Here is a 15,248-nt window from a genome sequence, read left to right on the forward strand (position 1 = left end):
TCGCTAAATAAATCAAAAAATATTGTTTTATTCAAAGAATAACCAGACATCAGAGCTTATTGACCAAATTAGCATTGGGTTTATATGTTCAACCAGTAAGTCAACTTGAAAACCAAGCCCCTGTTTTTCGTTTTAAAATCTGTAGTCGCGTAGTTGTCTGAATAGACCAGAAAGAAATCAGACATAGGTTTGTATCTCCATTGCAAGCGACTGTTGATGTTGAAATTCTCATCCTGTGTATTGAATTGCACAAAAGTTGTCCACCACATATTATTGCGTAAGCTGATTTCAGCTTTGGGGCCGAGCAGGTGAAGTATAGTTTCTCCATAGCCCTCAGCTAGAGTAATTTTATTCATACGGTAGCTGATGCTAAATACACCCCACGGCTGTGCTCTAAGACTAAATTCTTCGCTAAACTCTATTCTACTTCCATTAAAAAATTGACCAAAATTAAATTCCGTACTGGAAAATATTTTTTTGAGTGGATTAGTGGAATAATTCAATTCGAAAAAGGTGGCATCGTAGCGGCCGACAGGCAGAGGCGTATCATCATCGATCAAGTCAGCGGGTACTTGCAGCTGTATGGTACTGTTCCTAATGTTAAAATAAAAGCGAGAGTTGTTCCGGAATATCATACCTCCGTTCAATGAAGTTCGACGACCCAACAGATTTCCGTCCATATCATATTCAAAAACTGACCAGGTAAACAGCTCTCTGTTGCGATAGCTTGTCTGATCATTTCCATTCCAAACGTAACCAATCCAGGGGTTGATAGAGTGATATCCAATACGAATGGTCGTGTCAAGTTCCGCGTCGTAATGATGCAGGCGTGGAGTAAACCCCATTTCAGCTATATAGTTTTCACCCAGCATGTTATAGTTGAATCCGGCTCTTACATTAGGTCCTCTGTAGTTGCCATTTAGGGATAGAAACTGGTTATCACCGAGTCCTTCTTCTGTGGTGGCCCAGTGCGTTCGCAAAGAGCCATTGAGTTTTCCTGTAGCAGAGGTGTAGTTGAATTCAGCCCCTCCCGTTCGATTGAAAGATTTTGTGTTGCTGTTTTCTTCCGGGTAATCTTCTTTATTCGTAAATAGCGCTTTTACTGAGGAGCGTTTAAAAATTCGATGTTGCACACTTCCCACAAAGAAATTTGTAGGATTGAGCTCACTAGTGGCACGAGTATGTACATCCATGATGCCAATCCTCAAATCATCTGTTAAGTTGCCCGAGATACGAGCGCCAAAAGCGATAGGTACCTGATCCCCGTCGTCAATACCGATTCTCCTGGAAAAAAACGGACGAACACCCCATGTACCAAAATTGGAAAACAGGTCACTGTTTTCCAGGAAAAAGCCTCTTTTTTCAGGGAAGAAAACGCTAAACCTTGATACGTTAGTTACTTGCTGATCTACGTCTACATTAGAAAAATCGGGATTTACAGTTAGATCCAGACTAAGGGAAGAGGTAAGTGCAATCTTCGCATCCATCCCAACATCCAAATTGCTTTCCACAGGCTCACCTTCTTCGTGATCTTTAGATCGGGCGGTTGAAATATATGGAATTAGTGCCCTATTACCTTTGCTTTTGGCTGGAGGCGCATCCCATTCCAAGGTACCAAAATACCCGAGCTCTATGCCGTCGAATGCAATCGGGACATGTGCCCACGTAGAATACACATTTCTTTTCATGTCGTTTCTTATCAGGTTCATCCCCCATGTCCTGTTATTCTGATTATAGCGCAATGTTTTGAATGGAATAGCCATCTCTACAATCCAATGGTCTTCATATTTCCGAACGGCGGAAAACCATTTATTATCCCAATTAGAGTCCATATTGGTATTGCCCTGTCTGGCAGTGAGTGTCGCCTCCATTTGAGCTCCACCGGCATTCACTCCAAATAGATACCCGTTTGATTTGGTATTGATTGGGTCTAATCCAATGGTGAATCCGTCACTGTCCCAAAAGGCCCCAGTATTGTCTCTTTTTAAAGATTGGATAACCAGGTCATCCATATCCTGATAGCAAATTGCGGCCACATATAAGAACTCCTCGTTGTAGGCCAATTTGACTTTGGTTTGAGCCAGCGCGAGCCCTGTGTCCTGAGGCCATTTATTGATAAATTCTGAGGATTCGCTAGCTTTTGCCCATAATTCTTCATCAAGAATGCCATCGAGATTTACTTCTGCCTTGGTTTTGACAATGGCTAGTTGCGAGCCTTCATTGTTATTGGCCCTGTTTCCATTGCCAAAACAGAGCCCTGTCGCCATTATGACCAGCACGGCAGTCAGTCGATAGTTCATTAGTAGTTCGTTGAGTCTACAAAACTAACGGCCCACTGTCAGGAAGTTTCCTCAATTTGACTAAAGGTCGTTTTCGTATGTTAGTTGGCAGTTATCTACCAATGGATGTACTTTTTATCTGAAAGTGCTTAAACAGCGGAAACGGGTCAATGTTCTGTATTTTATGCTCCGATTTGAGATGAATTGTATGGTCTATATGTTTTGAAGGGCATATTTTACCAGACCAGCTGTGTTTTTTACGTCTAGTTTGAAGAGTAAATTTTTTCTATGCGTGTTTACGGTATGTTCGCTGATAGAAAGCTTATATGCTATTTGTGCAGTTGTGTATTCAGCGGTTATGAGTTTTAAAATTTCGATTTCCCGATTAGTCAGAATTTTATGGTCTTTGTTGGAAAACAGGCTCTTCATGTATTTTTGTTGGACCTCATCAGAGAAATATTTCTCATTTGAGAAAATGGAATGAATGGCCTCTATGAGCGCAGCTGGTTCTGCGTTTTTGAGCAGGTAGCCATCAACATTGTTCTTCATCAGTTGATCAATTTTTCCGGGATCATTATAAGTACTCAATACCAGCGTCTTGATGTTAGGGTATTTCTTTTTGATTAGTGTGTTTAAGGCAGTGCCATTTATTCCTGGCATGCTGAGGTCGATGACAACAATATCTACTGGCTCCTTTTCGAGAACTTCCATGACCAGTTCACTGTTTGATAGCGCTGCTACCAGATGTATGTTATCCTCATCCTGAAAGATAGCTTTTAGGCCAGTCAAAAACATGACATGGTCATCGACTACAACTAAATTTATCTCTTGCTTAGAAATCATATGATCCATTTCATTTGAGTGCTTGTCTCACAAGCTCAAAAGATTAAGACTCAAATTAAGCAAAAATGGTTGCTTCTGTTTGAGTAGGAATATCAATGTTCACGGTTGTACCTTGATTAGGAGCGGTGTCGATATGTATTTGACCCTTAAGTTTATTAACTCTATCAAAAATGTTCTTTATGCCAATGCCGTCTGTTTTCTTGGATTGATTAAATCCAACGCCAGAATCTTCGACTATTAGATTAAGATTACTTTCAATTTGCGTGAGACTAATACCAACATTTTTAGTCTGAGAGTGCTTAACGATATTACTCATCAATTCCTGTATAATTCTATAGACTTCTACTTTTACTTCATTTGGAAGTTTATCGATTCCCTCTTTAGGATAATAATCTAATTTGAGTTCAAGATTGCACATTTCTCCAATATCGTAGAGGTAATGACTGATGAGATCGATGAAGGGAGTTTCTTCGACTTTTGGCGGCATCAGATGATGAGATATAATTCTGACTTCATGGTAGGTTTCGTCTAAGTCCTTGATAATAGTCTGGAGTGGCGGAGTTCTTTTTTTAGATAAGTTTAGTTTAATGCTTGCAAGATTTCCCGCAATACCATCATGAAGATCCCGTGCGATTCTTGTTCTTTCTTTCTCTTGTCCGTCAATATTTGCATTGATGGCTCGAATTTCATTTTCCCTGACTAATTCCATCGTTTTTTGCTCGTTTATCAGGTTACTTATTATCACTAATTGCTGACTTGCTCTGATTTTTTGCTGATATACAAACCCGAAAATAGCAGCAATCACTAAAGCCAGAATGCTACCCAAAACCGCAACGTTACGTTCATATGCCTGCTTGGCTAGCTCTGCTCCTTGCAATTCCTTTTCTTTTTGCAGAATGACAATTTCTTGTTCTTTCTTTTCAGTATCAAATTTGGTCAGGAGTTCATCTATTTTTCTGTCCTTCTCCGCATTAAACAAGCTATCTTTTAAATCCTGGAATGTCCAATGATGTTTAAGTGCCAGATCATATTTTTTCTGTCCCTCATAGGCAAGGGAGATATTCGCATGGATATAGGCTAGATTTCTGTAGCGGATTTGCTCAGCCAGATCACGGCTCTGATCAAAGAAATCAACCGCTGATTGAAACTTTCCCATATCAAGATAAATAAGGCCAATACTATTTTTGAGCTCTAATAGTTCTAAGATGGAACCAGCCTGTTCTTGCCTCTCCAGCATGGCCAAGGAGTATTCAAGGGCCTTATCATAATTGCCCAGATTGGTATACAAGGTGACTATATGGCCTAAAGGTAGCAGCTCACAGACTTCGTCATTCTTACTTCTACATAGGTCAATGCTTTGTTGAAAACATTCCATGGCCTTATCTTTTTTTCCTTTTCTAAGATAAGCGAGACCAAGGTTGGCCAAACATACGGATTGACCATATTCACCTTGAATCTCAGGTAAGCTCTTTTGAAAGTATTCAATGGCTTTATCGTATTGTTTTTGATCCAGAAATATGGCAGCGATGTTTTGAGTAATTTTTGGAATTTCGGAATCGAATTTTATATCTTCAGCTAGTTCTGAAGCGCGTAAATAATGCTTGAGTGCTCCTTCCGAGTTGTTTTTGTGTCTATTGACTGTTCCAAGCCATTTATGACTTAGTACTATGCCCTGGCGATAATTTTGATCCTGAAATAACAGCAAACTTCGAGTTAGGTAATTATACGCCTGATCTAAATTGGAAAGACCAAAATAAGCTCTTCCGAGCATAAGGTTGCCGTTTGCTATGCCTGCTTCATATCCACCTGTTTCACTTATGTCCAAAACTTTTTTTGCATATTCCATCGCCTGATGTGGGGTAGAATTAATGGCTTTGTCAAATTCACGAAACAAAGAATCTACCTTTTTCGCGAGCAGAAGCTCTTGATTAGTCATAACCGCTTTCGACAGGTTTTGGGCATATCCTATAGACCATTCTGATACGAACAATAATGTGAGAATGAGTAGTAGAAAACTAATAATTCGATGCATAGTAGATTTTATAGTTGTATTTCGAGTGACTCAAGAATATGGTAGAAGCCGATTTATACTTAGAAACAGTAGGACATACCTAGTCTCCGAATTTGCAAGTTAAGAGACTCTGATCAATGATACATCGCTATAAGTAGTGAGTTTATTTTACTCATTTATAGCGATGTTTTTTGATCCTGGAGGCGCATAAATTTGTCCAAAGAAAATGTTGCTAAAATACAAGTATTTCTTTGAATTGGTCAACTCAATTACTTCATCATGAAAACTCTCATCCAGCACACAAAAAGGGAAGCCTCACTCGATTACCAAAAAGGATCGAAAAATTCACGGGTTGCTCTTCTCTGGCCAATTAAGCCTAATTCGATAACGATCTCTCCTCGATTCCGCAACAACAAATTTAAGAGGAAGATGTTTTTGAATTCAGTGGCATGCATGGTACTGACGGGAACAATTATCGCCCTAATATTACTCTCAACCTCCTGGGCATCGGCACAGAATGTAAACATCCCCGATGCAAATTTCAAAAGTGCACTGGTGGCCAACACTGCTATCAATACTAATGGCGATGAGGAGATACAGGTCAGCGAAGCCGCTTCTTATAGCGGGACTATTTATGTTTCGTCGAGGGATATTACTAATCTCACCGGTATTGAAGCTTTTGTAAATATCACAGGATTGGATTGCTCAAGTAATCAATTGACCAGTCTGGATATAAGTACGAATACTGCTTTAACAACTTTGAGGTGCTTCCGGAATCAACTGACCAGCCTGGATGCAAGTGCTAGCACAAATTTGAATATTTTGGACTGTTACCATAACCAGCTCAAAAGTCTGGACATAGGAAACAATGGTGTTTTGGACTATTTGAATTGTCAAAATAATCTGCTGACCAGTCTGGACGTAAGTGCCAATACAGCTTTGACTCGATTGTATTGTACGACCAATCTCCTGACTAATTTGGATGTGAGTACTAATACAACTTTGAGCGTTTTAGGGTGCTATGAAAATCGATTAACTACTTTAGACGTAAGCATGAATACCGGTTTAACATATTTGTCTTGTGGAGGCAATCAACTAACTACTCTGAATGTCGGCAACAATACCGCTTTGATTGGCATAGAATGTAATGCGAATCAACTTATCAGTCTCGATATAAGTGCAAATACTGCTTTGGTAAGCTTGAGTTGTTCCAAAAACCAACTGACCAGCCTGGACCTTCAAACCAATACTCTTCTGGAGGAATTGAGCAGTGATTATAATCAGCTAACGACTCTGGATGTAAGCTCTAATACGGCACTGACAGAATTGAATTGTTCTTTCAATCAACTGACAGCCTTAGATTTAAGTAAGAATCTAGTGCTAGAGCAATTGAACTGTTCCAATTCTGAAGATGGAAGAGATAAAAAGAGTTTAGATCTCGGTGACGACGTCGCCTCAAGACAATCAGGAACCGGTAATCGAATCACCAGTCTCGATTTGCGTGCTAATGTTGCTTTGAGGTCTCTTTACTGTTCGGACAATCAACTGGGCCATCTCGATTTAAGGAATGGCAGCAATGCCAGTATGTGGACTGTAAGCGTTCAAAACAATGATCTTACCTGCATTATTGTTGATGATGTTTCGGCAAATCATTCAAAATGGCAGAAGGATAAAGAAACTACTTATTGTTCAGATGTTCCACCTTCGGCCGTTATCACCTCACATGCGATTGAAACTAACAAATCACCATTTGGTGTAACCATCACATTCGGAGAGGAAGTAAACGGATTTGAGCTGTCCGACATTGAAGTGTCCAACGGCACAGCGAATCAACTGCAAACTTCTGACAACATAGTCTATTCCATAGATATAACACCACTTGCAGAAGGTCCAGTCGTTCTGAGTATATCGGAGAATCGAGCAACAGATCTGGATGGAGATCCAAACGCTGAGGCACAGGAGTTTACCATTAATTACGACATAACGCCCCCGAGGGCCACCATAATGACTGGAGATGCAATAGCTCTACCCGTTCCGGTGACCATCGCATTTAGTGAAGAAGTCTCCGACTTTGAGCTAGCCGATCTTGTGTTGGATAATTGCACAGCAGACAATGTACAAAGTACAGACAATAAGACCTTTAACCTGGAAATAACTCCGTTAGCATCAGGTATTGTTACGATAGATCTCGCCGCAGATAAAGTGACAGATTTGGCTGGTAACCTAAATATGGCAGCGGCACGATTTGGTATTAGATATGAGGCTATACTGGGATTGTCTGATGAAGAAAAGAATGAAGTGAGCCTCTACCCCAATCCAGTTACAAGTGGTTTGTTTATTGAAACTAAAAACTATCAACAATACAAGGAAGGCAGTAACCAGATTGCCCTGATAGATGTCAGAGGAAAGCAACTACTTGCACAGAGAATAAATCCTATGCTCAAGACACCTGCTTTCATTGACATGCAGGCATATCCAACAGGCCTGTATTTTTTGCTGATAAATATAGGTGGCACATCGATCACGAAGAAAGTCCTGAAAAACTAAATACGGATGTTACTCAATCCATGTCATTATAATCACTAAACGTTAAAAACAATCAAAATGAAAACAATCCTATCAGGAATCTCATTGAGTATTTTTTTATTATCAAGCTGTGCGTCTATCATTCATGGGCCTACGCAGACGGTAGACTTTAGCAGTCAACCTACAGGAGCAACTATCATTATTGATGGAAAAGAATATGGTAAAACTCCACATGCCATTGAGCTAAGAAGAAAAGGAAGAGAAAAAGATGATAAATCTCAAAAACAGGTATATGACGTTCAGATAGAATTGGATAGGTACTACCCATATGATTTAAAGGTCAAAAGAGAGATGGATGGGTGGTTTCTTGGAAATGTACTAATAGGCGGGCTCATTGGAATCATAATAGACGCGTCAAATGGATCCATGTATAAATTAACGCCTGATCAAATAATTGCCCAAATGGATAAATTGACAGCAATGAATAACAAAACAGAAGATGATACTATTTACCTGGCTGTTACATTAACTGCAGATCCTAATTGGCAGAAAGTAGGGCAATTGAATAAAATCGATTAGCTGGTCCGAACTGATATTTTTGAAAATGGGGCAGGGACGTCAGAGCAATGTACTTCGTACATGATCTTACTAAATTGTTGAAGTCTGCTACCTGCCGCATTTCTACATTACTACTTTGATCTGATTTGACCTTTTCTGTGAGCTACGCTTTGCAGCAAAAACTCTAACGTTTGGTGGCCGCAAATGGTAGTTTATACCCATTCTGGTGCAATAACTAGCCGAAACCGTATATTTGTTGCGATGGGAAATCTAGAAGCCAGCATTAGAGAATTATTTAAGAACAGGCTGTTTTGTCATATCATCTTTTGGTTTAGCTATGTTGTCTTTCATGCCGCACTTTGGGGGAGTTACAAGGGAGAATGGGAACTGGCATTTATCGACCAAGCGATTTATTTACCTGTCAAAATAGTCATTACCTATTACACGATTTATGTGCTTTTGCCAAAGTATGTGTTGAAAGGTAAGTGGGCTTCGTTTGCCTTTCTGCTCATGGCTTCTGCACTCACCGGTGGAACCATATATAGACTAATCACTTATTACATAGAGTACCCTCTTTTTTATCCAAAATACCTCAACGAACCGGTTTTGCAAATTTTCAAGATCTTCAAAGGCATTGTTCAAATTTATCCGGTAGTATTTCTGGCTACCACAATTAAGATTTTGAAGCACTGGTACGTCAATCAGCAGGATAAGCAGATTCTGGCCCATGAAAAATTAGAAGCCGAACTCAAATTTTTGAAAACACAGATACATCCACATTTTCTGTTTAATACACTAAATAATCTTTATGCTCTTACACTGAAGAAATCCGACAAAGCTCCGGAAATGGTTCTGAAACTGTCAGAGCTAATTAATTATATGCTTTATGAGTGCAACTCTCCTAAAGTACCGCTAAATAACGAGCTAAATTTTATAAAAAACTATATTGAAATTGAGCGAATGCGCCATGCAGACAATTTGGATATTCAGGCTATGATTTCTGGAGAAACCTCAGGCGTATATGTTGCCCCAATGATCATTTTACCCTTTCTGGAAAATAGTTTCAAACATGGCGTAAATGAAGAGCTCGAAAAATCGTGGGTGTATTTGAATTTATCCCTAAATGAAAATACGCTTAAACTTAGCATTGAAAATAGTAAGAGCGATACACAGAGACTGGATGATCATGAGCATGGTATTGGACTAAAGAATGTGAAACGAAGGTTGGATTTACTTTATCGTGATGACTATCGTTTGGATATTGTAGATGGAGCGAAGACCTTTACCGTCTTGATGGAAATAAATTTTAGAAACTAGTATCGATAGAAGATGAAGCTTAAATGTATAATAGTAGATGATGAACCATTAGCCATTGAGGTAATTGAATCTTATGTAGAGCGCATCGAGTCACTTGTGCTTGTAGGAAAATTTAGAAATGCGATTAAGGCATTTGACTTCATTCAATCTGGAGAGCAGGTTGATTTGATATTTCTTGACATTCAAATGCCAAAACTAACCGGCATAGAATTTTTAAAAACACTGCAGCAACCGCCAAAAGTAATTTTCACGACAGCTTATCGAGAATATGCGCTCGAAGGGTTTGACCTTGAGGTATTGGATTATTTGTTGAAACCAATCTCTTTCGACAGATTTATGAAAGCGATTTCAAAGGCCATAAATCAAAGTACTTTAACTAATGAAGGAGATGTCTCAGTTGCTTCTGATGGTGAGGATTTTATTTTTTTCAAATGTGATAAAAAAATGATTCGAGTTAGCCTAAAGGATATTTTGTACATAGAGAGCATCAAAGATTATGTGAAGATCAAAACAGCAGACAAAGAAGTGGTCACACATCAAAAGATTAGCGTTCTTGAGACAAAGTTGCCAGAGACACATTTTATCAGGATACACAGATCCTTTATCGTAAACATTCCAAAGATAGAAAGCTACTCAGCGAGTGAAATCGAACTAAACAATGAGAGTATTCCGGTGGGAAGAAACTATAAGCTTGAGGTGATGGAGAGATTGGGAAAAATAGTGCTCTAATTCTCCGTCAAACTAAAACCGAACAATTGGATTAAGTGATTTTTGAGCCTATTCTGAACCTCTTGGAGGTTTGGCTTTTCGCCAAGCTCCTTTTCTAGAGAGGTTACTGCTTTATCATCTATTCCACATGGGATGATGTTTTGGAAGTAGTTGAGATCTGTTAGTACATTGAATGCAAACCCATGCATTGTGACCCATCGGCTCGACTTCACACCTAGCGCACATATCTTGCGAGCCTTTTCTGGTTTATCTCCCTCAATCCACACACCAGTTAACCCTTCAATTCGACCTCCGTTGATGCTATAGTCGGCCAAGGTAAGAATTACAGCTTCTTCCAGGAGCCTGAGATACTTGTGGATATCTGTAAAGAAATTATCTAAATCTAAAATGGGGTAGCCTACAATTTGCCCTGGACCATGGTAGGTGATATCGCCACCACGATTAATTTTGTAGAACGAGGCATGTTTTTCCTCAAGTCCCTTTTCGTCCAGTAAAAGATTGGCCTGATCACCAGATTTGCCTAATGTGTATACATGAGGGTGCGAACACAATATCAGATAATTAGGAGTGGGCTTCTGATCCGCAGCCTCTTTTTTTCTATTTTCAATTTTTAGAGCAACCGTCTGATTAAACAAATTGGTTTGATAATCCCAGGCCTCCTGATAATCAATCAGACCTAAATCAATAAATTTTGTTTGTTTGTTTACTACTTCGTTCATTGCGCTCCTTTTCTTACGGCAAAATTACACAGAATGCGCAGATCGAGAGACAGGTATTTGTTCCCAAATAATAGTTTCTGGCAGGTGATACCAATCTTCAAGTTTGTCAATGTACAGTTTTTCGAGAACGTTTCGTTTGATTTTCAATGTAGGAGTAAGAATGCCATTCTCGATGCTCCAAGGTTCTTGAACAATAACGGCTTTTTGGAGTTTTTCGTAACTCACTAAATCTTTGATGACCTCAGAAATCGTATGAGAGAGACTGATCAAGACTTGTTCAGGAGTCTTATTCATACCGATTTCCGAAAGGACTATCAGTGCTATAGGTTGGGGTAGATTTCGGCCCAACACACAGATTTGTTCTATATCATTGTTGAGTGCAAATCCCCATTCTATTGGCCCTGGCACAATGAATTTTCCCTTGGCAGTTTTGAATGTATCTTTCAGCCTTCCGGTAATGAATAGAAATCCCTCTTCATCCAGCTCGCCAATATCACCGGTATGAAGATATCCATCTCTCATCACCTCAGCTGACAAATCTGGCTCTTTGTAGTAACCCGGCATGACCCAATCTGCTTTCATGCAAATTTCACCGGTTTCTTCATCGATGATAAGTTCAGAATCGGGATAGGCCTTGCCTACGCTGCCGACTTTAGTTTTTTCTGACGGCATAATTGTACAGATTCCGTGATTCTCAGTCATACCGTACAATTCCAGCAAAGGAAGGCCCATTTTTTCATACCATTCTAACAATGCTTTTGGGCATGGCGCAGCAGTAGTAATAATGATCTCAGCTCGTGTCAATCCAAGTCCTTTTTTTATTTTTTCCCTAATTAGTTTGTTGATAAGTGGAATCTTGAGCAGGATATCAAGTTTTTGCTGAGATAATTTTTCGAGGACTCCAAGTTGGAATTTGGACCAGATTCTTGGAACACCAAAAAAGATGGTGGGCTGGGTGTCTTGCAGATTTTTAACAAACGTATCAAGTGATTCAACAAAGGAAATGGTACCACCAGAGTATATAGCAGCAGTTTCAACGGCTACTCGCTCACCTACATGACAGAGCGGCAAATACGAAAATAGGGTATGGGGTTTAGAAATTACTTCGATGACTTTCTCAACGGCTCGCACAGCCAGTTGGTAATTTCTATGATGAAGCATGACGCCTTTTGGAGTACCCGTCGTACCTGAGGTATACAAGATGGCAACCAAGTCCTCTGCACTGGGAATGTAATTATGTTCAAGTGGGTCAGTAGAGTCCATTATTGCTTCCCAGTTCAAGTATTCTTCATCTGTGCTCAGCGGCAAAGTAATTTTATGAATTTCCTTTGGCACGCCATTTTTCATGCCATTCCAGTCATCGAGCTTACCGGTAAAAAGCACTTTGGCCTCAGAATGGACTAGAATTTCATTGAGCTGTGGAGCTGTTAAGGTGGGATAGAGCGGTACCGAAACATGCCCTGCCATCGTGATTGCTTGATCAGCAAGGATCCAATGAGCACAATTTTTAGAGACTAAGGCGATTTTGCTACCCGGTGTAAGTTGAAGATTTGTGAGATAGGCTGCCATTTTACGGATTTGTACAACAGACTGGCTCCAGGTATAGGTGATCCATTGATCTCCGAGTGGTTGCCTTAAAAACACTTGATTTGGCTGTTCACGCTCCCAGTGATATAGCATTTCGGTAAGCGTGGGTAGGTGATCGATGTCAAGTTTTGATTTCATACAGACAAATTTTGTATTGAATCAAACAAGATAATCCAAAGCGGAAAACGATCATAAAATCTAAATGAAAAAAAGTACGAATCTAGATGTTAAAAGGTTTTCTGTACAGGATTGACCCATTTTTTGTACAGAACTGAACAGTAAGGGATAATGAATTCAAGTAAGAGAATAGTTAAATGCCTGATAAACAGGTAGTTGAAATTGTTGGCACTGGATTGGTATTAAACCTGGCAAGGTCAATTACTCAAAATATTTTACTCATGAAAACGCACACCTATTTACTCACGCTTACCCTGGTGGCTTTCAGCTTTGGACTTAAGGCTAATACAGGAGAGATTAACGAAAAAGAAGACGCTGGTGCCAAGACAGAGATTTTGGATATAGTAGATACAGAAAATTTGGCAATTGAAGAATGTGTGGCTTGTCCCGTTCCGGTTCAGGTTTTCGACAAAGATTTTAATCTTATTATGTCTGGTGAAATGACCCCTATGCAAGAGGTTAGTAGTCAGCAGCTAGCGGTGGTTATTGGTCAAAGTAATCTGATTATGGATTCAGGTACGGCAATGATCTATCAGCTAGAAGAATAAAGATAATAGTTTACGGTTGGTTGATGAAAAGGGGCATAAACTGTCCCTTTTCTTATTTCTTCCTTTTTTTATGGTCCCCTCGTTTTAATGACTTGATAAATTCACCCCATGCAAAAGGGTTGAGTAGTGGAATGGAAGTAGTCTGGAATCGACTGTTATAAGTTGCCATCTGTTGATTCACATAGTAATTATAGTTGTTACCTGCATTCATAGGTAAGTTTCTATACATTTTATTTAGCATCGCCTGATCCAGACTTTGTTGCATGTTTTTATAGTGATATTGATAGGGAACTTCAAGAGCAAGGATCGCTTCCTTTAGGAGCTCTTCTGTAGGATAAGGATATATTTCTACCTCTGGCAGAAAGGTGGTGTCCGCCAAGAGCTCTATTATCACTGTATAATTATCACTTTTACCTTCTGGAATGATGAGGTGCATTTTCTCATATCCCACTGCGCTAATAATCAAGCTGTCTTTTTCGAGTACTGGCATCGAAAAATAACCATAGGGATTGGAAGTAGTGCCTCTCCCACCTTTAGGAACAAATATGTGAACACCAGCTACACCCGAGGTGCTATCTTCGCCCACCACTATTCCTGAAAATTGTATAATTCTTTTATCTACCTGCCCGAAAGATACAAAGGCATATGACATGAGTAAAATTCCAAACAGACCTGCTAAAACGTGTTTCACCGACTCTTTTTCTTTAATTAATGCTAATTTGCACTTGATGGTTTTCTAAGATCACAAAACTACACAATAATTCAGCAAACTATTATCTGATAGTAAGTTGGAATAAAGGGCAAAAATACGAATCCATGCAATTAAAGCATTTTAATCTTCAATTTGGCTCTCAGATATTTAAGTCATTTTCTGAGGAGGCCCGTGTCAGAATTATGTTTTTACTGTTCAATAAAAGTGAACTGAGCATATCAGATATTGAGCACGTACTTGACTTTACTCAAACTAAGACTTCGAGGCATATTTCGTATCTGAAGCATGCCGGATTGCTGAATTCAAGAAAAAAAGACCAGTGGGTGTTTTATCAGATTAAGGAAGAGGTAATGGGTATGGTTTCCCAGATTTTTAAGTTCTTAAATAAGGACCAGCAATTACAAAAGGATCTTGAAATACTAAAAGTTTTGGACTCCAACAGAGAATTATCTATCAATAAAAAACCACTCCAATATTGAAATCCTATAAGTATTTATTTTTTGATCTTGATCATACCCTATGGGATTATGACGCTAATGCTGGTGAGACTTTAAACGAATTATATCTCAGTTATGAATTAGATAATTATGGTGTGGCCAGCCCCTTGCAATTTCGTGACGTTTTTTTTCATGAAAACAGCAAACTATGGAAGGATATGGATGCAGGGAAAATTGATAAGTTTTATCTCAGAAATAATAGGTTCAGAATTGTAATGGAGGCTGCGGGCGCCAATATGGACAACGTGAGCGATGAGCTACTCTCAGATATTAACACCAATTTTTTAAGAGAATGCTCAAAAAAAAAGCAGGTTATAAAAGGTGCCTTCGAAGTATTAGATTATTGCGTTGGCCAATATGATATGCATATAATTACTAATGGATTTGAAGAAGTGCAATCAATTAAATTGGAACATTCTGGATTGGACAAATATTTTGATAAGATTATTACATCAGAAAAAGCAGGCCATAAAAAACCGGGCGAAGGCATCTATAAATATGCCCTTAAACACACTGGTGCCCGGTTAGAACAATCTCTCATGATTGGAGATAATCTGTTTACTGATATCAAAGGCGCTAGAGACTTTGGGATGGATCAGGTTTATTTCAATCCTTCTGGAAATACGCACATGGAAGAAGTCACCAAGGAAATAACTGAATTGATCCAATTATTAGGCCTCTTGAAGAACTAGCCAGCAGTTAAAAAAAGTTAAATAATCATCAATACATCTCCAAAAACGTAAAT

13 protein-coding genes are annotated in these 15,248 nt (G+C 39.2%); 7 read left to right on the forward strand and 6 right to left on the reverse strand.

The window, feature by feature from the left end; translation table 11 throughout:
* Positions 1–80 precede the first annotated feature (80 nt).
* From ABJD64_RS03150 to ABJD64_RS03160, 3 genes are all read right to left on the reverse strand, one after another.
* On the reverse strand, positions 81–2,300 hold the full coding sequence (locus ABJD64_RS03150; RefSeq protein ID WP_348177320.1) for a DUF5916 domain-containing protein: 2,220 nt from the start codon (positions 2,298–2,300) through the stop codon (positions 81–83).
* Positions 2,301–2,492: 192 nt separating this feature from the next.
* Entirely contained in the window at positions 2,493–3,122 is a 630-nt protein-coding gene (locus tag ABJD64_RS03155; protein ID WP_348177322.1) for a response regulator transcription factor, read from the reverse strand.
* Positions 3,123–3,177: 55 nt separating this feature from the next.
* Positions 3,178–5,154, reverse strand: coding sequence for a sensor histidine kinase (locus ABJD64_RS03160; protein WP_348177324.1), 1,977 nt, complete (start codon positions 5,152–5,154; stop codon positions 3,178–3,180).
* Positions 5,155–5,412: 258 nt separating this feature from the next.
* Here ABJD64_RS03160 and ABJD64_RS03165 point away from each other — a divergent pair, with 258 nt between their 5' ends.
* From ABJD64_RS03165 to ABJD64_RS03180, 4 genes are all read left to right on the forward strand, one after another.
* Entirely contained in the window at positions 5,413–7,680 is a 2,268-nt protein-coding gene (locus ABJD64_RS03165; RefSeq protein WP_348177326.1) for an Ig-like domain-containing protein, read from the forward strand.
* 57 nt (positions 7,681–7,737) lie between these two features.
* Complete coding sequence (locus ABJD64_RS03170; RefSeq protein WP_348177328.1) at positions 7,738–8,238, forward strand: PEGA domain-containing protein; 501 nt, start codon at positions 7,738–7,740, stop codon at positions 8,236–8,238.
* 240 nt (positions 8,239–8,478) lie between these two features.
* The gene (locus tag ABJD64_RS03175; protein ID WP_348177330.1) at positions 8,479–9,534 is read left to right on the forward strand and encodes a histidine kinase; all 1,056 of its coding nucleotides are present in this window, start codon (positions 8,479–8,481) and stop codon (positions 9,532–9,534) included.
* A 12-nt stretch (positions 9,535–9,546) separates the two neighbouring features.
* The gene (locus ABJD64_RS03180) at positions 9,547–10,263 is read left to right on the forward strand and encodes a LytTR family DNA-binding domain-containing protein (RefSeq protein WP_348177332.1); all 717 of its coding nucleotides are present in this window, start codon (positions 9,547–9,549) and stop codon (positions 10,261–10,263) included.
* Here ABJD64_RS03180 and lipB read toward each other — a convergent pair.
* Both lipB and ABJD64_RS03190 read right to left on the reverse strand, forming a co-directional pair.
* On the reverse strand, positions 10,260–10,982 hold the full coding sequence (lipB, locus tag ABJD64_RS03185) for a lipoyl(octanoyl) transferase LipB (protein ID WP_348177334.1): 723 nt from the start codon (positions 10,980–10,982) through the stop codon (positions 10,260–10,262). The genes ABJD64_RS03180 and lipB overlap by 4 nt on opposite strands.
* A gap of 24 nt (positions 10,983–11,006) precedes the next feature.
* Entirely contained in the window at positions 11,007–12,707 is a 1,701-nt protein-coding gene (locus tag ABJD64_RS03190) for an AMP-binding protein (protein WP_348177335.1), read from the reverse strand.
* Positions 12,708–12,967: 260 nt separating this feature from the next.
* On the opposite strand from ABJD64_RS03190, the gene ABJD64_RS03195 reads away from it, so the two are divergent.
* Positions 12,968–13,294, forward strand: a complete 327-nt coding sequence (locus ABJD64_RS03195; RefSeq protein WP_348177337.1) for a hypothetical protein — start codon at positions 12,968–12,970, stop codon at positions 13,292–13,294.
* A 52-nt stretch (positions 13,295–13,346) separates the two neighbouring features.
* On the opposite strand, the gene ABJD64_RS03200 is transcribed toward ABJD64_RS03195, so the two are convergent.
* On the reverse strand, positions 13,347–13,985 hold the full coding sequence (locus ABJD64_RS03200) for a carboxypeptidase-like regulatory domain-containing protein (protein ID WP_348177339.1): 639 nt from the start codon (positions 13,983–13,985) through the stop codon (positions 13,347–13,349).
* 125 nt (positions 13,986–14,110) lie between these two features.
* Here ABJD64_RS03200 and ABJD64_RS03205 point away from each other — a divergent pair, with 125 nt between their 5' ends.
* Together ABJD64_RS03205 and ABJD64_RS03210 are read left to right on the forward strand one after the other, a co-directional pair.
* Entirely contained in the window at positions 14,111–14,485 is a 375-nt protein-coding gene (locus ABJD64_RS03205; RefSeq protein WP_348177340.1) for a metalloregulator ArsR/SmtB family transcription factor, read from the forward strand.
* The gene (locus ABJD64_RS03210; protein WP_348177342.1) at positions 14,482–15,195 is read left to right on the forward strand and encodes a YjjG family noncanonical pyrimidine nucleotidase; all 714 of its coding nucleotides are present in this window, start codon (positions 14,482–14,484) and stop codon (positions 15,193–15,195) included. Before ABJD64_RS03205 ends, ABJD64_RS03210 begins: the two co-directional genes overlap by 4 nt.
* Positions 15,196–15,248 lie beyond the last annotated feature (53 nt).

The organism is Reichenbachiella sp. (genome assembly GCF_039944555.1).
GTDB lineage: Bacteria > Bacteroidota > Bacteroidia > Cytophagales > Cyclobacteriaceae > Reichenbachiella.